We start from the raw sequence: 18,131 nt of genomic DNA, 5'->3' as shown, positions 1-18,131 counted from the left end.
TGTGCGGCCGGGTGGCCCGAGCCCCGAACGACAGAGTGAGTCGATGGGGCTGGAGAATGATCGAGGCAGTCGGCCTGACCAAGCGCTACGGCGCGAAGACGGCCGTGGACGACCTTTCCTTCCAGGTGCGGCCGGGTGCCGTCACCGGCTTCCTCGGTCCCAACGGGTCGGGCAAGTCCACGACCATGCGCATGATCCTCGGCCTGGACCGCCCCACCGCAGGTCACGTCACGATCGCCGGCCACCCCTACCGCAGCCTGCCGAACGCCCCGCGCCTGGTGGGCGCGCTGCTGGACGCCAAGGGCGTGCACGGCGGGCGCACCGCCCGTAACCATCTGCTGTCCCTGGCCCAGCTGGCCGGTATCCCGGCGGCCCGGGTGGACGAGGTGCTGGGCGTCGTCGGCCTCCAGGATGTCGCCAAGCGGCGCTCCAGCGGCTTCTCGCTCGGGATGGGGCAGCGGCTCGGGATCGCGGCGGCGCTGCTCGGCGATCCGCAGGTGCTGCTGTTCGACGAGCCGGTCAACGGTCTCGACCCGGAGGGCATCCACTGGGTCCGCAATCTGATGAAGTCGCTGGCCGCCGAGGGGCGCACGGTCTTCGTCTCGTCCCATCTGATGAGCGAGATGGCCCTGACCGCCGACCATCTGATCGTGATCGGGCGCGGCCGGCTGCTCTCCGACATGAGCGTCACGGACTTCATCTCCGCCAACTCCGCCGACTTCGCCCGGGTCCGGGTGCCGGAGGACGACGCCGTGGAGCGGAAGAAGCTGACGGCCACGCTCATCGAGGCGGGCGGCCGGGTGCTGTCGGAGCCGGGCGGGGCCCTGCGGGTCACCGGGCTGCCGCTGCCGCGGATCAGCGATCTGGCCCACGCGTGCGACGTACGGCTCTGGGAGCTGTCGCCGCACCAGGCCTCGCTGGAGGAGGCGTACATGCGGCTGACACAGGGCCTGGTGGACTACCGCTCGACGGACGACGCCAAGGCGGGCCTCGTGGAACCGGCGCCCCTGGACGCGTACGGCCAGGTCCTCGGCGCCGACGACCTGGCGCCCCCGGAACCGGTGGAGGTGCCGCAGGAGGGCTGGTACGCCCCGCCGCCGCCCGTCCGCCCGGACCGGGACGCCGGGCCCGCTCCCGTGCCCGCCGCCGAGCCCTCCTCCGCCGCCCCGGCCGGGGAGCAGACCAGCAAGGACCTCAGATGACGACGCCGGCCACCCCGCAGGCTGACGAGCAGGCGCCGGAAGCCGGCCTGCCGGGCTCCTACGAGTCGCCGATCCCGATCCGGCCCGCCACCCTCGGCGACGCGGTCGCCTCGGAGTGGACCAAGATCCGTTCCGTGCGCGCCACGGTCTGGACGCTCGGCGTGATGGTCGCGCTGATGCTGACGATCGGGTTCGGCACCGCGCTGCTGCTCGCGGTGAACGACGCCGGCCTGTCGGGCGAGCCCGTCCTGGGCCTCGGCTTCTTCGGGGTGCTGCTGGGCTCGATCTGTGTGATCACGCTCGGGGTGCTGACCATCGGCTCCGAGTACAGCACCGGCATGATCCGTACGACGCTGACGGCCTGTCCGAGCCGGGGCCGGGTGCTCGCGGCGAAGGCGATCGTCTTCTTCCTGCTGACCTTCGTCATCACGACGGTGACCGCCACGGTCGTGGCGGTGTTCCAGACCCTGATCCTGAACGGCACCGTCGCCGCGTCGGCCGGCCAGTGGGTGTACGCCACGCTCGGCGTCGGGTTCTACATCGCGGCCCTCGGCCTGCTGTCGCTCGGGGTCGGCGCGATCGTGCGGCACTCGGCGGGCGCGATCACCATCATGATCGGCGTGGTGCTGCTGCCGCTGGTCCTCGCGCTGTTCATGTTCGCCGACGATCTGCGGGGCCTTCAGCGCTTCCTGATCGAGTACTCGATCCCCAACCAGCTCAGCGCGCTGTACGGCGCGACGATGACCGATTCCGGCCCGTCCGCCTGGGAGTCGCCGGTGCTGATGGCGTGCCTGGCCGCCGTGGCGCTGGGCGGGGCGCTCGCGATACTGAACCGGCGCGACGTCTGAGAGGGGCCTCAGTGGCGCGGGGCGTTACGGGACCGCTGCACCCGGGTGGTGCGGCGGTCCTTCGCGTTCCAGCACGCCTTGTGCCAGTGCCTGCGGTCGTCGATGCCGCCGTACTCGGGCCAGGCGACCAGATGCGGGACGCCGGAGGGGATCTCCTGGTCGCAGCCGGGGCAGCGGTACCGCTTGCCCTGGGCGCTCGCGCCGCTGACCGGGCGCACCGACCATTCCTCGCCCTGCCAGCTCTCGGTGCCCCCTCCCCCGCCGTATCTGCCGGGCGCCGTGCCGGGGCGTTCGTCGGGACTCTCGCCGCCACGGGGGCGGTTACGGCGCGGGGACACGGGACACCTCACGGGGGCGGATCGGGCACGGTTCGTCCAAGCCTAGAGCCTGGCGTCGGGGGTGGTCGTCGGGTGCCCGGGGCGGTCCGATCCGGCAGTGGAATGAGTTAGCGGAAAATCGCAACAACTTCGCCGTGGACCGTGCCTTTGGCACGTGTCAGACGTTGTTGCCAGTGGGGGAGAACGCGTCGGCCGCAAGGAGGCAATAGGCGATGCGCATCGGAACGTTCGTTCTGGCAGCCCAGTTCCCGGGACAGGGGCCGGGTGAGGCCCTGCACCGGGCCGTCCGGTCCACCGAGGCCGCGGAGGAGAGCGGCCTCGATTCGGTGTGGCTGGCCGAGCACCACTTCGTGCCGTACGGAGTCTGCCCGTCGGCGACGACGCTGGCCGCGCTGCTGCTGGGCCGCACCCGCAGAATCCGGGTCGGCACCGCGGTCAGCGTGCTGCCCAACCACCACCCGGTCGCGCTCGCCGAGCAGGCCGCGCTGCTGCATCTGACCAGCGGCGGACGCTTCTCGCTCGGGGTGGGACGGGGCGGTCCGTGGGTGGACCTGGAGGTGTTCGGCGGCGGTCTCGACGCGTACGAGAACGGCTTCCCCGAGGCGCTCGGCCTGGTGCTCGACTGGCTGCGGGAGGCGCGCGTCGCGGGGCGCGGCGAGCGGTTCGGCTTCCGCGAGGTGGCGGTGGTGCCGCGCGCTGACGAGCTGCTGGCGGGGCCGGCCGGCGCGGCTCCCGGCGCCGATGGGCCGGGCGCGGCGGGGCCCGAGGTCATCGTGGCGTGCACCTCGCCGAAGAGTGTGCGGCTGGCGGCCCGGCAGGCGCTGCCGATGCTGCTGGGCATGCACTGCGGGGACGAGGAGAAGGCGGAGATGGTCGCCCTGTGGCGTACGGCGGCCCGGGAGGCCGGCCATCCGCCCGAGGTGGTGGAGGGGGCCGCACATGTGTCCGCCGGGGTGGCCCAGATCGCGGACGGCTCCGGGGACGCCACGGAGTTGCTGGTGAAGACGATGCCCGGCTGGCTGCGCCAGGGGCTCGACGCCCATGTCACGGTCGACGGCAGGCACCGCGTGATGCGGGATCCGGTCGCGTACACGGAACTGCTCTGCGGGCTGCATCCGGTGGGCCCGCCCCGGCTGGCCGCCGACCGGCTCGCGGCCACCGCCGAGCGGACCGGGATCACGCGCTTCGCCCTGCTGGTGGAGGGGACGGGCGATCTCGCGGCGACCGAGGAGAATGTGCGGCGGCTGGGCGCCGACGTGCTGCCGCTGCTCACCTGAGCTGGGCATGCCGGTGTTCCTCGGTGACCGGGTGTTCCTTGGTGACATCGGTGGGACATGTGGTGCGGTGGTACGGGAGCTGCCGCCCCGGAGCCAGTTGCACCTCCCGCGGCCCGGGACGGCAGCAGAAGCGTTCAGCAGTCCCGTAGTTCGGGCGACTGGTTGAGCAACTGGCCCCTCACCGAGGTGAACTTGGCCAGTCGGTCGTCGACCGAGGCGTCCAGCGGGAACACCGCGACGCGGTGGCAGTTCTGGAATGCGAGACGCACTCCGAAGTGCCGCTGCAGCGCGCCGCGTATCGCATCACTCGCGAGCGCGCGCAGCAGCTGACCACGTGCCTGCTCGTCCGGCGGCGGCGTCTGGTTGTCGGCGAACTCTCCGCCGTCGACCTTCAGCTGAGCCACCAGCGAGCTGATCATCTCCCATGCGAAGGGCAGGGAGGTCCGGACGCAGTCGACGAAGTCGGCTTCGTCGACCTCGCCTCGCTCGGCCTGTTCCAACAGCGCCGGTGAGACGTCGAGCGACATGGGTTCTCCTCTCGCGACCCCGGAGAGTGGCCGGGGCCTTACGGGCAGGGAAGGGGGGCGACGACGCAGCGTGCACGGGCGGCGACCTCCTGCTTCCACGTTAAGCGCGCAGTCGGGGCCGCACCAGGAGATTGGGAACACAACCGGCCAATAACGAAGGGGCGCAAAGAGGGGCAAGCCCGCTTCGCCGCGACGCGACGCGCACCGAGTGACAGGAGGCAACGGATGGGGAAATCGCGTCGGGCCCCGTCGTCGAGTAGCGTTGCCGACCATGCGTCTCGTCATCGCCCGTTGCTCCGTGGACTACGCGGGCCGGCTCACAGCCCACCTGCCCTCCGCCCCCCGTCTGATCCTGGTGAAGGCGGACGGAAGCGTCTCCATCCACGCCGACGACCGGGCGTACAAACCCCTCAACTGGATGTCCCCGCCGTGCACCCTGAAGGAGGGCGCCGACGGTGACGAAGGCGTCTGGACCGTGGTGAACAAGGCGGGCGAAAAACTGATCATCACGATGGAGGAAGTCCTCCACGACTCCTCGTACGAGCTGGGCGTCGACCCGGGGCTCATCAAGGACGGCGTGGAAGCGCACCTCCAGGAGCTGCTCGCGGACCGGATCGAGATCCTCGGCGAGGGCCACACCCTGATCCGCCGTGAATACCCCACCGCGATCGGGCCGGTGGACATCCTGTGCCGGGACGCGAACGGGCAGACGGTGGCCGTGGAGCTGAAGCGGCGCGGTGACATCGACGGCGTGGAGCAGCTGACGCGCTATCTGGAGCTGCTGAACCGCGACCCGCATCTGGCGCCGGTCCGGGGCGTCTTCGCCGCCCAGGAGATCAAACCGCAGGCCCGGGTGCTGGCCACGGACCGCGGCATCGGCTGCCTGGTCCTGGACTACGACGCGATGCGGGGCATCGAGGACGACAAGCTGCGGCTGTTCTGACCGTCGTCCACCGCCGTACGGCCGGAGCCGGGTGTCCCCCACGGGGGCACCCGGCTTCCGTGTGTCAGGCCGCCGCCTCGGTGGGCTCGTCGCTCTCCGCCGGGACGTCGGCGCTCGCACTCGCACTCGCACTCGCACCGGCCGACTCGACGGGGCCGGTGGCGGAGGAGGAGCCCTGGGGCGGCTCCGGCGGCTCCTCGGTGGGCGTCTCGGTCGGCGGGGTCGTCGGCGTCTCGGTGGGCGGCGTCGTCGGCGGGGTGGTGGGCGGAGTCGTCGGCGGCTTGGTGGGCTTGGTCGGCTTTCCGCTCGGCGAGGGCGACGAGCTGCTGCTCCCGCCGTCCGTCGGCTCGTCCGTCCCCGGTGACGTACCGCCCGACGTGGACGCGCTCGGCGAGGGCGAGCCGGAGGTGCTGGGGCTCGCCGAGCCGGAGGGGCCGGGGGTCGCGGAGGTCTCGCCGCCGGTCGTCTCCCCGGCCGGGGCGGTGCCCTCGTCCGGTTCGTCGGCGGGCAGGCCGTCGTCGGTGGCGTCCTCGGTGGCGGTCTGCTCGGTGGTGACGTTGCGGCTGTCCGGCTCGTCGCCGTCGCCCGAGGTGACGCCGAGCGTGACGACGGTGCCGAGGACCGCGATCAGCAGGGCGCCCGCGCCCGCGGCGGCCAGGTTGCGCCGGGCGCCGCCCAGGACCGCGAGGCGTCCGCCGCCGCGGCGCGCGGCCGGTCCCGGCGGCAGCGAGGAGAGGACGGTGGGCTCTTCGTCGGCGGGGTGCCGGACGAACAGCGGCGCCCCCGGGAGCCCGCCGGGCGGGGTGCCCGGGGCGTCCTGGCGTACGACGGGCACCTCGTCGCCCGTGGCGGTGCGGTGCAACGGCGGGAAGTCGCCGGAGCGGTCCGCGACCAGGGCGAGCGCGCGGCGCCCGGCGACGGCCCCGGACTTGTCGGCGAGCGCGCCGCGCATGCCTATGGAGGTCTCCAGCTCGGTCCGGGCCCGGTCCGGGTTGCCGGTGCAGAGCGCGAGGACGCCCAACTCGTGGTGGAAGTAGGCCTCCTCGGCGACCTCACCGGCGATCCTGGCGGCCTCCTGGCCGATCCTGAGGGCCCGTTCCCAGGCTCCCCAGCCCAGGCCCGCGGCGAAGGCCGGGGAGGCGCTGCGGGCCAGCAGGACGGCCGCGCTGGCCGCTCCCGCCTCGTCGCCCGGGACCAGCCGGGCCAGCGAGGCGACGATCGCGTCGGCCTCGGCGACGGCCCGGCGCGGGGTGACCGAGGGGTGCGAGGTCCACCAGGCGTAGTGCTGGGCGGCGGTACGGGCGTGGGCGGCGGCGTCGTCCTCGTAACCGGACGCCACCAGCTGGGCGAGGACTCCGGCGGCGAGGCGGTAGCGGGGGCCGGCCGGGGAGAGCAGCCCGCAGCCCGCGAGTTCGCCGAGCGCGGCGTCCGCGTGGGTGTCGCCCACCAGGGCCGGCAGATGGGCCTGGTGGGGCACCTCGCCGCCGAGGGCGACGGCGAAGCGCAGGGTGGCGCGGGCGGCCTCGCTGAGCCGGGAGGCGAGCAGCTCGGCGGGCGCGGCGCCCTCGCCGAGGCTCGGCAGGGGGAGGTCGAGGGTTTCGGCGGTGGGCGCTTCGAGGGGCGGAGGCGCGTCGTCCGCGCGTGGCTCGAAGTAGTCGTACTCGTCGAAGGCTGCGGGGTCCACGCGCAGCCGGTCGCGCTGGACGAGGAGGGATCCGGCCTGGACGAAGCGGAGCGGCAGGCCCTCGGACTCGAACCAGAGGTCGCCCGCCCAGTTCCGCTCCTCCTCGGTGAGGGGGCGTTCGACGACCTTCTCCAGCAGGGCCAGCGAGGCGCCGCGGCCGAGGCCGGCGAGGAGCACCTCCTCCAGGTGGGCGTCGACGCCGGGGGTGGTGACGTCCGGGGTGGCGGCGAGCAGGAAGGCGCACTCGGGGGTGGCGGCGAGGAGTTCGTCGAGGGCCGCTCCGCCGATCTCCAGGTCGTCGATGGTGACGACGGCGCCGATGGACCGGACGAGTGCGTGTAGTTCGTCGCGGTCGGGGCGGTGGCTCGGGGCCTTGTAGACGGTGTCGAAGAGGGCGTGCAGCAGATCGGTTCCGGTGCGGCCGCGGCCGTTGAGGCGGACGACCCCGTCGGGGGCCAGGTCCGCGCAGTCGGCGGCGACGGCGTCGAGCAGCGCGGTACGGCCGGAGCCGGCCTGGCCGGTGAGGCGGACGCTGCGGCCGCGGGCCAGCAGGCGGACCAGGCGCTCGCGCTCCTCCTCGCGCTCCAGGAGGGGCAGCTGCGGTGCGGGCGGGCCCGCGGGCATCGGGGGTGCGCCGGCCCGCTCGTGGTCGGCGCGTTCGGCGGGGGTGCGGCGGACCGGGGCTTCGGGGCCCGAGCCGGGCGGGCAGGCCTCGACCTCGCTGCCGTCGACGGGGTTGACCGTCAGCAGCAGGTCGCCGGCGGTCACCTGGACGACGCGGACCTGCTGCGGTGTCTGCGCGCCGAAGTCGGCGCCGCCGGAGTCGCGGGACGGCCGGCGGTGGCCGGGGTCGCCGCCGGAGCGGTCGTGGCCCTGCCCGTACTCTTCCGGTGCCCGGTGTGTCGGGTCCATCGCAAAGTCCCCCAGACGCGTCGTGCGTGGTTGCCCCTCCGGCCTCGCACGCCCCGCTGTCGCTTCCGGTCCGGTGTCCGCCCATGGGTTCGGTGTCATTCGGCGGACGGCCGAACCCTAGACCTTGGCACAGTATTCATGAAGCGCCGGGGTGCCACGCCGTCCAGGTCGTCACGTTCCGGTGAGGATTGCGTGACTTTCCCGGTTGTCCGGACGGCCTGCCGGAAAGGCCCTAGACGCGCGGCAGTGACTCCGCGGCGATGCCGCCCTCGATGGCCAGGATGCGGTGCAGCCGGGTGGCCACCAGGAGGCGCTGCATCTGCGGCGGCACGCCGCGCAGCACGAGACGGCGGCCGGCCCGTCCGGCCCTTCGGTGGGCCCCCATGATGACGCCGAGTCCGGTGGCGTCCCAGGAATCCAGCTCGGTCAGGTCCAGCACGAGGTCGCCGACTCCGTCGTCCACGGCCGAGTGCAGGACCGTACGGGCGTCCGCCGCGCTTCGGACGTCGAGGCGGCCCCCGACGACCAGCTCGGCGTGGTCGCCCCTGATGTGCATATGCGCTCCCCGGTCATGCTCCGTAGAAGGTCCGTATGTCTGTTCTGTCGCCGGCTCTGCCTCTGCCACCACTGACTGCCGCGACGACAGGGAAGTTGCCGTCTGTAAGCAAACCGATACCGAATTCACTCGGTGGAGTGACTTCGGTTCGTCGGAGTCCGGTCACCGCCGGGTAAAATCCCCGGCTCCCCCGGCCCGTACGGCGGCGGGCCGGCGGGCCGAGGGGGCGGATCCGGTCAGTACGTGTAGAAGCCCTGCCCGCTCTTGCGCCCGATGTCACCTGCGTCGACCATCCGGCGCATCAGCTCCGGGGCGGCGAACTTCTCGTCCTGCGACTCGGTGTAGATGTTGCCGGTGGCGTGCAGCAGGATGTCGACGCCGGTCAGGTCCGCGGTGGCGAGCGGGCCCATCGCGTGGCCGAAGCCCAGCTTGCAGGCGATGTCGATGTCCTCGGCCGAGGCGACGCCCGACTCGTACAGCTTGGCGGCCTCGACGACCAGCGCCGAGATCAGCCGGGTGGTGACGAAGCCCGCCACATCGCGGTTGACGACGATGCAGGTCTTGCCGACCGACTCGGCGAACTCCCGCGCGGTGGCGAGGGTTTCGTCGCTGGTCTTGTAGCCGCGCACCAGCTCGCAGAGCTGCATCATCGGGACCGGCGAGAAGAAGTGCACGCCGACGACGCGTTCCGGACGCTCCGTCACGGCCGCGATCTTGGTGATCGGGATGGCGGAGGTGTTGGACGCGAGGACGGTGTGCTCGCCGACGACCTTGTCCAGGGTGCGGAAGATCTCGTGCTTGACTTCCAGCTTCTCGAAGACGGCCTCCACGACGACGTCCGCGTCGGCCACGGCGTCGAGGTCGGTGGTCGTGGTGATGCGGGCGAGGGCGGCCTCGGCGTCGGCCGCGTCCAGCTTGCCCTTGGAGACGAACTTGTCGTACGAGGCCTTGATGCCGTCACGGCCCCGGGTCAGCGCGGCGTCGGTGACGTCCCGCAGCACGACGTCCCAGCCCGCCTGGGCGGAGACCTGCGCGATCCCGGATCCCATGAGTCCGGCCCCGATGACGGCGAGCTTCCTGGCCACGTTCGCACCCCTTGGTTTCTGTTCGCCCGTGCGCATTTGTTCACGGCGGTTCACATTGCTCTCCGGCGGAGGTTAGTACCCGCCGGGCGCGCTGGGGCGGTGAAGAGATGCGCGTCACGTCTCAGATGACGGACATCACACCGGGACGCGTCATTCGGCTCCGCGCCGCGCGTAGTTGAGGACCTGATCACTGAGCAGCCCCTCGATCTCGTCGAGGACGCCGAGGGCGTCGTGGGAGACGTCGACGGCCTTGCGGCCCTTCATCATCTCCTGGCTGACGTAGCCGACGAGGGCGTGTTCGATCCAGGCGATCTGGCCGCCGACGAGGAGCGGCAGCGGGTCGTCCTCGCTCGCGCCGGTGTCCTCGCGGAGGGTGGCGACGACGGACTGGAGCACCTCCTGCTGGAGGTACCAGAGGCGGGCCTTGAGGGTGGGGGCGTCCTCGATGACGCGCATGAAGTCGGCGAAGCCGTCCATCAGGCCGAACTCCGGGGAGACGGCGACGACGGCGGCGCGCACCTCGCGCAGGACCGCCTCGGCGGCCGACTCGCCCTTGTCGCGGGCGCGGACGTAGCGGGCGACGCGCTGGGTGACGCCCTTCATCCGGTCGAGGAAGAGGTCCTCCTTGGCCGGGAAGTAGTTGTAGACGGTGTTCACGGAGACGTCGGCCAGGTCGGCGATCTCGGCGACGGTCACCGTGACGAAGCCGTGCTGGAGGAACAGCCCGGTCGCCATGTCCGAGATGCGCTGCTTGGCCTGGCGCTTCTTGCGTTCCCTGAGTCCCTCAGCCATGCCCCCATCGTAGGACGCGCCGGACGATCATGAGGTCAGCACATTTTTGGGGTGACTTAGATTTTTGGTTGCATTGCATTTTTGGAGTCACTCTGTTTTTCTGGCCGCATGACCGTCATCAGCACCGCCGGGCTCGCCCGGACCTTCACGACGCCGAGCGGCCCGGTGGAAGCCGTCCGCTCCATCGACCTGACCATCCGCGCGGGAGAGATCGTCGCGCTCCTCGGCCCCAACGGCGCGGGCAAGACGACCACCCTGCGCATGCTCACGACGCTGCTCACCCCGACCGGCGGCGCGGCCACCGTGGCCGGCCACGACCTGCTCGCCGACCCCGCCGCCGTCCGCGCGGTCTGCGGGTACGTCGCCCAGTCCGGCGGCGTCGACCCGTATCTGACCGTCCGGGAGGAGCTGGTCACCCAGGGCCGGCTGTACCGGCTGAGCCGGTCGGAAGCGGCCGCGCGCGCCGGGGAGCTGGCCGCCGCGCTCGGCCTCGACGGGCTGCTCGACCGGAAGGCGGTGAGCCTCTCCGGGGGCCAGCGGCGACGGCTCGACATCGCCATGGGCCTCACCCACCGCCCGGCCGTGCTCTTCCTGGACGAGCCGACCACGGGCCTGGACCCGGGCAGCCGGGCCGACCTGTGGGACCTGGTGCGGGGCCTGCGCGAGGAGACCGGCACCACCGTCGTCCTGACCACCCACTATCTCGACGAGGCGGACGCGCTGGCGGACCGGCTGATCCTGATCGACGGCGGCACGGTCGTCGCCGAGGGCACCCCCGCCGAGCTGAAGACCCGGTACGCCGGCTCCCCCGACGCCTCCCTCCAGGACGCCTTCCTGGCCGCCACCGGACGCCCCGTCACCCCTGCCGACACCGCCCCCGTAGCCGTATAGGACCTCATCAGTGCTCTTCCACGACACCGCGATCGTCTTCGGGCGGTACGCCCGGCAGACCCTGCGCTCCCGCTTCCAGGTCCTCTTCGGCCTGCTGATGCCCCTGCTCTATCTGTTCTTCTTCGGCCCGCTCCTCCAGGACCTTCCACTCGGCTCCTCCGCCGACTCCTGGCAGATCCTCGTGCCCGGCCTGCTGCTCCAACTCAGCCTGTTCGGCGCGTCCTTCGCCGGTTTCGCGATCATCGTCGAGAAGTCGACCGGCGTGGTGGAGCGGATGCGGGTCACCCCGGTCAGCCGGCTGGCCCTGCTGCTGGGGCGGGTGCTGCGCGATGCCCTGCTCTTCACCTTCCAGGCCGTCCTGCTGGTGCTCGCCGCGCTGCTGATGGGGTTGCGCGCCCCGCTGGCGGGCGTCCTCATCGGCTTCGCGTTCACCGCCGTGCTGGCGCTCTCGCTGGCCTCGCTCTCGTACGCCCTGGCCATGCGCGTCAGCACCCCGCAGGAGTTCGGGCCGGTGATCAACGCGGTGACGATGCCGGCCATGCTGCTCTCCGGACTGATGCTGCCCATCACGCTCGGTCCCGGCTGGCTGGACGTGCTCTCGCACTTCACCCCGTTCCGCTATCTGGTGGACGCGGTACGGGACGCCTACAGCGGCTCGTACGCCACGACGCACATGCTGTACGGGGTCCTGGTCGCCGTGGGCTTCGCCGCCGCGGCCGTGACAGTGGGCACACGGGTCTTCCGACGGGCCGGAGCGTAACTACGCTGACCCCATGGTCAATCTGACGCGCATCTACACCCGGACCGGCGACCGGGGCACCACAGCCCTCGGCGACATGAGCCGCACCGCCAAGACCGATCTGCGGATCTCGGCGTACGCGGACGCCAACGAGGCCAACGCGGTGATCGGGACCGCCATCGCACTGGGGCAGCTGTCCGAGGACGTGGTCAAGGTCCTCGTCCGCGTCCAGAACGACCTCTTCGACGTGGGCGCGGACCTCTCCACCCCGGTGGTCGAGGACCCGAAATACCCGCCGCTGCGGGTGGAGCAGTCCTACATCGACAAGCTGGAGGCCGACTGCGACCGCTTCCTGGAGGAGCTGGAGAAGCTGCGCAGCTTCATCCTCCCGGGCGGTACGCCGGGGGCGGCGCTGCTGCACCAGGCGTGCACGGTGGTCCGGCGGGCCGAGCGGTCCACCTGGGCGGCGCTGGAGGTGCACGGCGAGTCGATGAACACCCTGACCGCCACCTATCTCAACCGCCTCTCCGACCTCCTGTTCATCCTGGCGCGCAGCGCGAACAAGGAGGTCGGGGACGTGCTGTGGGTGCCGGGCGGCGAGCGGTAGACAGCAGTTCGACGGCAGGCCCTAGAAGCGGTCGGCCGGCTCGCGGTCCGGCACCTCGTCCTTCGGGGCCTGCTTCGGGAACAGCGTGTAGCTTCCGGCGATGATCAGGTTGATCCCGATCACGATGCCCATCTTCTGCTGCCAGCCCTGGAGCGAGCTGACCGCCCCGTCCGGACCGACGTACCAGATCGCCGCCTGGAGCAGGCCCAGCGCGACCACCGCGGCCAGGATCCAGCGGGCGGCCGTGCGCCACTCGTGGATCGCGCGGGCCGTGCCGTACTTCGGCGGCCTGACCGGCGGCGGGCCGCCGAACCAGCGGTGGGCGACCCAGGCGTCCACCTTCTTGACGGTGTGGTGGCCGAGGCCCACCGTGAAGCCGATGTAGACGGCGGCCAGCCCGTGCTTCCAGTCGGGCTCGGCCCCGTTCTTCAGGTCGACGGCCGTCACCACCAGCAGCACGACCTCCAGCAGCGGCTCGCACAGCAGCACGGCCGCACCGAGCCTCGGTTTCCTCGCGACGTACCGCAGGGCCAGCCCGGCGGCCAGCAGAACCCAGAATGCGACCTCGCAGGCCACGACCAGTAGGGCGATCACGACTCTCTCCTCCCGTTCCCCTCCAGCCTCCCGGCCGCCGGGCGCGGATACGTCGTCGGCGGTGACGAAACGGGACTGCATCCTTCGATGTAGTCGCGGATCGGCCCGCGAAGGGAGGCCCCGGGGCTGCGGCGCGTGTTGGATGGAGAGGTGCTCACCTCGATCCGCCCCGACCGCGACGCGGTGGCCCTGGCCGTCTCCGGGCTGCTCGGAGGCTTGCTCCTGTGGCTGCTGGGCCTCCACACCCAGGGCGGCCACTCCTCGCTCGCTCCGTGGGTCACGCTCGTACCGCTGACCGCCATGGCCGCGGCCGAGCTGCTGCGCCGCGACGCCCCGCGCACGGCGCTGACGATCGGCGCGCTCGCGCTGGTGGCGGACCAGTTCACCTGGGGCAACCTCGCCACCATCCTGATGTTCACGGACGTCATGTACGCGGCCGTGCTCTACGGGACCCCGGCCGCCGCCCGCCGCCTCCCGGTGGCCACGCTGCTGATCACCGTGGCGGCCACGATCGGCTTCCTGGCCTGGTTCCGCAAGCCCGAGGCGCTGCTGATCGGCCTGGTCATCGGGCTGGTCTCCTTCATCCCCGCCCTCACCGGCGTCAGCGTGCGCACCCACCGCACCGCCGCCGACGCGGCCCGGCTGGCCGCCGCCCAGACCGCGCGGCTGGCCGAGATGGACCGGACGCAGGCGGTGGTCGCCGAGCGGGCCCGGATGGCCCGGGAGCTGCACGACATGGTGGCCAACCATCTCTCCGCCGTGGCGATCCACTCCACCGCGGCGCTGTCCATCGACGACCCGGAGACCTCGCGGAGCGCCCTGAAGGTGATCCGCGAGAACAGCGTCGAGGGGCTCGCGGAGATGCGCCGGCTGATCGGCCTGCTGCGGGAGGGCGGCGAGGACCGGGCGCCGGCCGCGGCCCCGACGCTCGCCGCTCTGGACACCCTGATCGAGCAGACGAACGTCAACGGGGCGTCCGGCGGGCTGGTCTGCACCCTTGAGGACACCCGGGACCCGGCGGCCGGGGCGCTGCCGACGCCGGTCGAGCTGGCCGCGTACCGGATCGTCCAGGAGTCCCTGACCAACGCCCTCAAGCACGCCGCACCGGGCCCGGTGGTGGTGCGGATCGGCCGGACCGGGGAGCTGCTGACGGTCGAGGTGACCAGTGTGTTCGGCAGCCGCCCCGGCCCCACGGCGCCCGGTTCGGGGGCGGGCCTGGTGGGCATGCGGGAGCGGGTGGCGCTGCTCGGCGGGACGTTCGACGCCGGGGCCGGGCCGGGCGAAGACGGCGACGGAAGCGTCGGCGCCGACGGACACGGCGGCGGCGGGAAGATCTGGCGGGTGCGGGCCGAACTGCCCGTGACGGAAAGGACGATGCGGGAATGACGATCCGGGTACTGGTCGCGGAGGACCAGTCGGCGGTGCGCGCGGGGCTGGTGCTGATCCTCTCCAGCGCGCCGGACATCGAGGTCGTCGGAGAGGCGGGCGACGGCGAGGCGGCGGTGCGCCTGGCGCGTGAACTCCGCCCTGATCTGGTGCTGATGGATGTGCAGATGCCCCGGCTCGACGGGGTGTCGGCGACCCGGCAGGTGGTCGCGGAGGAGCTCGCGGACGTCCTGGTGCTGACCACGTTCGATCTGGACGAGTACGTCTTCGGGGCGCTGCGCGCGGGGGCCGCCGGCTTTCTGCTGAAGAACACCGACGCCCGCGATCTGCTGGAGGCAGTACGGACGGTGGCGCGCGGCGAGGGGCTGATCGCCCCGGCGGTGACCCGGCGGCTGATCGCGGAGTTCGCGGGGGTCACGCCCGTACGCACGAGGGAGACGGCCGATCCGGCGGTGCTGGACGCGCTCACCCGGCGCGAGCGCGAGGTGCTGGGGTGTCTGGGCGAGGGGCTGTCGAACGCGGAGATCGCGGCGCGGCTCTCGATGGCCGAGGCCACGGTGAAGACCCACGTCAGCAGGCTGCTGGGCAAGCTGGAGCTGCGCAGCCGGGTTCAGGCGGCCGTTCTGGCCCAGGAGTTGGGGATCTGAGCCGAATATCGATCTTTGGTCCAGACCTCTTGACGGTTGGTCCAGACCTTTCTACTGTCACCGACACACACTGCGGTGAGTACGAGAGCACCCGTACTCAGGGCGGCGCAGGGTTTGCAGTCCACGAATCACCCCCGTTTGTTGGACCTCACCCGAGGAGCACCGTTGAGCACTGACACCCCCCAACGCCGTTCCAGATTCAGATGGATCCCCACCCCGAGCGGCAGATCCAAGGTCGTCGCGGGCCTGACCGCGCTGGTCCTGCCGCTGGCCGCGATGGTGGGGCTCGCCTCCCCCGCCTCGGCAGCCGCGTCGGCCACCGCCACGTACACCAAGAAGTCGGACTGGGGCAGCGGCTTCGAGGGCCAGTGGACGGTGAAGAACACCGGCACCACCGCGCTCTCCTCCTGGACGATCGAGTGGGACTTCCCCTCCGGCACCTCGGTCGGCTCCGCCTGGGACGCCACCGTCACCAGCAGCGGCAACCACTGGACCGCCAAGAACCTTTCCTGGAACGGGTCCGTGGCCCCCGGCGCCAGCATCAGCTTCGGCTTCAACGGCACCGGCTCCGGCTCCCCCACCGGCTGCAAGCTGAACGGCGCCTCCTGTGACGGCGGCAGCGTGCCCGGCGACAACCCGCCCTCCGCCCCCGGCACCCCGACCACCAGCGATGTCACCAACACCTCGGTGAAGCTCAGCTGGAGCGCCGCGACCGACGACAACGGCGTCAAGAACTACGACGTGCTGCGCGACGGCGCGAAGGTCGCCACGGTCACCGGCACGACGTACACCAACACCGGCCTCACCGCCGGCACCGACTACTCCTACGCCGTGCAGGCCCGGGACACCGCCGACCAGACCGGCCCGGTCTCCGGCTCCGTCTCCGTGCGCACCACCGGTGGCGGCGGCGGCGAACAGCCCGGCGGCGACAAGATCAACCTGGGCTACTTCACCAACTGGGGCGTCTACGGGCGCAACTACCACGTCAAGAACCTGGTGACGTCCGGTTCCGCCGCGAAGATCACGCACATCAACTACGCCTTCGGCAACGTGCAGAACGGCAAGTGCACCATCGGTGACGCGTACGCCGACTACGACAAGGCGTACACCGCCGACCAGTCCGTCGACGGCGTCGCCGACACCTGGGACCAGCCGCTGCGCGGCAACTTCAACCAGCTGCGCAAGCTGAAGGCCAAGTACCCGCACATCAAGGTCCTCTGGTCGTTCGGCGGCTGGACCTGGTCCGGCGGCTTCCCCCAGGCCGCGCAGAACCCCGCCGCCTTCGCCCAGTCCTGCTACGACCTGGTCGAGGACCCCCGCTGGGCCGATGTCTTCGACGGCATCGACCTCGACTGGGAGTACCCCAACGCCTGTGGTCTGACCTGTGACACCAGCGGCCCGGCCGCGCTCAAGAACCTCGCCTCGGCCGTGAAGACGAAGTTCGGCGCGGGCAACCTGGTCACCGCCGCCATCACCGCGGACGGCTCGGCCGGCGGCAAGATCGACGCCGCCGACTACGCGGGCGCCGCCCAGTCCTTCGACTGGTACAACGTGATGACGTACGACTTCTTCGGCGCCTGGGCGGCCAAGGGCCCGACGGCCCCGCACTCGCCGCTGAACCCGTACACCGGCATCCCGCAGGAGGGCTTCACCTCCGCCGACGCCATCGCCAAGCTGAAGGCCCAGGGCGTCCCGGCCAAGAAGCTGCTGCTCGGCATCGGCTTCTACGGCCGCGGCTGGACCGGCGTCACCCAGGCCGCCCCCGGCGGCACGGCGACCGGCGCGGCCCCGGGCACGTACGAGGCGGGCATCGAGGACTACAAGGTCCTCAAGAGCTCCTGCCCGGCCACCGGCACCATCGCCGGCACCGCGTACGCCCACTGCGGCACCAACTGGTGGAGCTACGACACCCCGGCCACCATCAGCTCGAAGATGACCTGGGCGAAGAACCAGGGCCTGGGAGGCGCGTTCTTCTGGGAGTTCTCCGGTGACACCACGAACGGCGAACTGGTGAGCGCGATCAACAGCGGTCTCCAGTAGTCCCCACGCCGTAACAGCACCACCCCGGAAAAGCACCGGGGAGACGGGTCCGCCCCCCGTCTCCCCGGTTTTTCGCTGTGTACGAGCGTGTGTACGGACCGCTACGCGACGTTGACCCTCTGGCCGGGCGGCGCCGCCTCCAGCCAGGCGAGGAAGCCGGTCAGCGCGTCCTCGCTCATCGCCAGCTCCAGGCGCGTCCCCCGGTGGAGACAGCCGAGCACGACGGAGTCGGACAGCAGCGCCAGCTCCTCCTCGCCCTCCGGCATCCGGCGGGCGATCACCTCGATCGCAGAACGCTCCAGGCCCCGGCGGGGGCGAGGAGCGTAGGAGAAGACCCGGAACCAGTCGACGCGGTCACCGCTGTAGCGGGCGACCCCGTAGACCCAGCCTTTGCCGAGCGCATCGGGTTCCTCCGACACGTCCCAGCGCAGGCTGCAGTCGAAGGTCCCTCCGGACCGCTGGATCAGCCGCCGGCGCAGGCCGAAGACGAACAGTCCCAGCAGGACCATGACGACGACGGACAAGCCCACCCACAATGCGAGGACCATCTCCACCGACCTCCTCGCATCGTCGAGTAACGAACACCGAAACCGTATTGCACCTGCATCGCCTCAGCCGCGACACGGCTGGATTGCTCCAGCTCGGGCCGCGGCTGAGTAAAAACATCTGTCCGTGGGGGTGCTAGAGCACCGCCACCGCACGCAGACGGATCTCGGCGCGCCGCTCAGCGGCAGCGTCGGCATCCGACTTCGCGAGCTCCAGCGCCCGCTCGGCGCGCTGGACATCGATCTCGTCGGCCAGCTCGGCGATCTCGGCCAGCAGCGACAGCTTGTCGTCCGCGAACGAGATGAATCCACCGTGCACGGCGGCGATCACGGTGCCGCCCTCGCTCGTGCGGATCGTCACCGGGCCCGATTCCAGCACACCGAGAAGCGGCTGGTGACCGGGCATGACGCCGATGTCGCCGGACGTGGTACGCGCGACGACCAGGGTGGCCTCGCCGGACCAGACACTTCGGTCCGCGGCGACCAGCTCGACATGCAGCTCAGCAGCCAAGGGTGGC

Annotated in this window: 19 protein-coding genes; 10 read left to right on the top strand and 9 right to left on the bottom strand. The window is 71.7% G+C overall.

Annotated features, from left to right (window positions below):
• The first annotated feature begins 56 nt into the window (after positions 1–56).
• Entirely contained in the window at positions 57–1,202 is a 1,146-nt protein-coding gene (locus tag ACSMXR_RS26295) for an ABC transporter ATP-binding protein (RefSeq protein ID WP_137233520.1), read from the top strand.
• On the top strand, positions 1,199–2,050 hold the full coding sequence (locus ACSMXR_RS26290; RefSeq protein ID WP_218524737.1) for an ABC transporter permease subunit: 852 nt from the start codon (positions 1,199–1,201) through the stop codon (positions 2,048–2,050). The genes ACSMXR_RS26295 and ACSMXR_RS26290 overlap by 4 nt, the downstream gene beginning before the upstream one ends.
• Positions 2,051–2,058: 8 nt before the next feature.
• On the opposite strand, the gene ACSMXR_RS26285 is transcribed toward ACSMXR_RS26290, so the two are convergent.
• Complete coding sequence (locus ACSMXR_RS26285) at positions 2,059–2,388, bottom strand: hypothetical protein (RefSeq protein ID WP_030079288.1); 330 nt, start codon at positions 2,386–2,388, stop codon at positions 2,059–2,061.
• A gap of 212 nt (positions 2,389–2,600) precedes the next feature.
• Between ACSMXR_RS26285 and ACSMXR_RS26280 the strand changes: the two genes are divergently transcribed.
• Positions 2,601–3,665: an LLM class flavin-dependent oxidoreductase gene (locus ACSMXR_RS26280; RefSeq protein ID WP_137233518.1), complete on the top strand. Its 1,065-nt coding sequence runs from the start codon at positions 2,601–2,603 to the stop codon at positions 3,663–3,665.
• Positions 3,666–3,799: 134 nt separating this feature from the next.
• On the opposite strand, the gene ACSMXR_RS26275 is transcribed toward ACSMXR_RS26280, so the two are convergent.
• The gene (locus ACSMXR_RS26275) at positions 3,800–4,192 is read right to left on the bottom strand and encodes an SCO5389 family protein (RefSeq protein ID WP_006127608.1); all 393 of its coding nucleotides are present in this window, start codon (positions 4,190–4,192) and stop codon (positions 3,800–3,802) included.
• 271 nt (positions 4,193–4,463) lie between these two features.
• On the opposite strand from ACSMXR_RS26275, the gene nucS reads away from it, so the two are divergent.
• Entirely contained in the window at positions 4,464–5,135 is a 672-nt protein-coding gene (gene nucS, locus ACSMXR_RS26270) for an endonuclease NucS (protein WP_030079290.1), read from the top strand.
• Between the two features lie 64 nt (positions 5,136–5,199).
• Here nucS and ACSMXR_RS26265 read toward each other — a convergent pair whose 3' ends face one another.
• From ACSMXR_RS26265 to ACSMXR_RS26250, 4 genes are all read right to left on the bottom strand, one after another.
• A complete protein-coding gene (locus ACSMXR_RS26265; RefSeq protein ID WP_473170049.1) occupies positions 5,200–7,731 on the bottom strand; it encodes an ATP-binding protein in 2,532 nt (843 codons plus the stop codon).
• A 232-nt stretch (positions 7,732–7,963) separates the two neighbouring features.
• Complete coding sequence (locus ACSMXR_RS26260) at positions 7,964–8,287, bottom strand: STAS domain-containing protein (protein ID WP_003966237.1); 324 nt, start codon at positions 8,285–8,287, stop codon at positions 7,964–7,966.
• A 236-nt stretch (positions 8,288–8,523) separates the two neighbouring features.
• Complete coding sequence (locus ACSMXR_RS26255) at positions 8,524–9,372, bottom strand: 3-hydroxyacyl-CoA dehydrogenase family protein (protein WP_030079294.1); 849 nt, start codon at positions 9,370–9,372, stop codon at positions 8,524–8,526.
• Positions 9,373–9,522: 150 nt separating this feature from the next.
• Positions 9,523–10,164 carry a TetR/AcrR family transcriptional regulator gene (locus ACSMXR_RS26250; RefSeq protein WP_218524739.1) on the bottom strand — a complete coding sequence of 214 codons (642 nt, stop codon included), beginning with the start codon at positions 10,162–10,164 and terminating at the stop codon, positions 9,523–9,525.
• 108 nt (positions 10,165–10,272) lie between these two features.
• On the opposite strand from ACSMXR_RS26250, the gene ACSMXR_RS26245 reads away from it, so the two are divergent.
• From ACSMXR_RS26245 to ACSMXR_RS26235, 3 genes are read left to right on the top strand one after another with little or no spacing between them, the layout of a single operon-like run.
• Positions 10,273–11,055, top strand: a complete 783-nt coding sequence (locus tag ACSMXR_RS26245) for an ABC transporter ATP-binding protein (RefSeq protein ID WP_381789539.1) — start codon at positions 10,273–10,275, stop codon at positions 11,053–11,055.
• A 10-nt stretch (positions 11,056–11,065) separates the two neighbouring features.
• Complete coding sequence (locus ACSMXR_RS26240; protein WP_137233513.1) at positions 11,066–11,815, top strand: ABC transporter permease; 750 nt, start codon at positions 11,066–11,068, stop codon at positions 11,813–11,815.
• Positions 11,816–11,828: 13 nt separating this feature from the next.
• A complete protein-coding gene (locus tag ACSMXR_RS26235) occupies positions 11,829–12,401 on the top strand; it encodes a cob(I)yrinic acid a,c-diamide adenosyltransferase (protein WP_103508055.1) in 573 nt (190 codons plus the stop codon).
• 21 nt (positions 12,402–12,422) lie between these two features.
• On the opposite strand, the gene ACSMXR_RS26230 is transcribed toward ACSMXR_RS26235, so the two are convergent.
• Complete coding sequence (locus ACSMXR_RS26230; RefSeq protein ID WP_364887938.1) at positions 12,423–12,995, bottom strand: hypothetical protein; 573 nt, start codon at positions 12,993–12,995, stop codon at positions 12,423–12,425.
• A gap of 150 nt (positions 12,996–13,145) precedes the next feature.
• On the opposite strand from ACSMXR_RS26230, the gene ACSMXR_RS26225 reads away from it, so the two are divergent.
• The 3 genes from ACSMXR_RS26225 (at position 13,146) to ACSMXR_RS26215 (ending at position 17,068) form a co-directional block, all read left to right on the top strand.
• Complete coding sequence (locus tag ACSMXR_RS26225; RefSeq protein WP_473170048.1) at positions 13,146–14,381, top strand: sensor histidine kinase; 1,236 nt, start codon at positions 13,146–13,148, stop codon at positions 14,379–14,381.
• Entirely contained in the window at positions 14,378–15,028 is a 651-nt protein-coding gene (locus ACSMXR_RS26220; protein WP_473170047.1) for a response regulator, read from the top strand. Before ACSMXR_RS26225 ends, ACSMXR_RS26220 begins: the two co-directional genes overlap by 4 nt.
• 165 nt (positions 15,029–15,193) lie before the next feature.
• Complete coding sequence (locus tag ACSMXR_RS26215) at positions 15,194–17,068, top strand: glycosyl hydrolase family 18 protein (protein WP_473170046.1); 1,875 nt, start codon at positions 15,194–15,196, stop codon at positions 17,066–17,068.
• A gap of 101 nt (positions 17,069–17,169) precedes the next feature.
• On the opposite strand, the gene ACSMXR_RS26210 is transcribed toward ACSMXR_RS26215, so the two are convergent.
• Positions 17,170–17,616, bottom strand: coding sequence for a DUF2550 domain-containing protein (locus tag ACSMXR_RS26210; protein ID WP_030079306.1), 447 nt, complete (start codon positions 17,614–17,616; stop codon positions 17,170–17,172).
• A 133-nt stretch (positions 17,617–17,749) separates the two neighbouring features.
• Complete coding sequence (locus ACSMXR_RS26205) at positions 17,750–18,124, bottom strand: F0F1 ATP synthase subunit epsilon (RefSeq protein WP_010060164.1); 375 nt, start codon at positions 18,122–18,124, stop codon at positions 17,750–17,752.
• Positions 18,125–18,131: the final 7 nt, after the last annotated feature.

It is taken from the genome of Streptomyces sp. DSM 106670 (assembly GCF_055792845.1).
The sequence above is the reverse complement of the archived record's forward strand: the minus strand, read 5'-3'. Positions and strand labels throughout refer to the sequence as shown.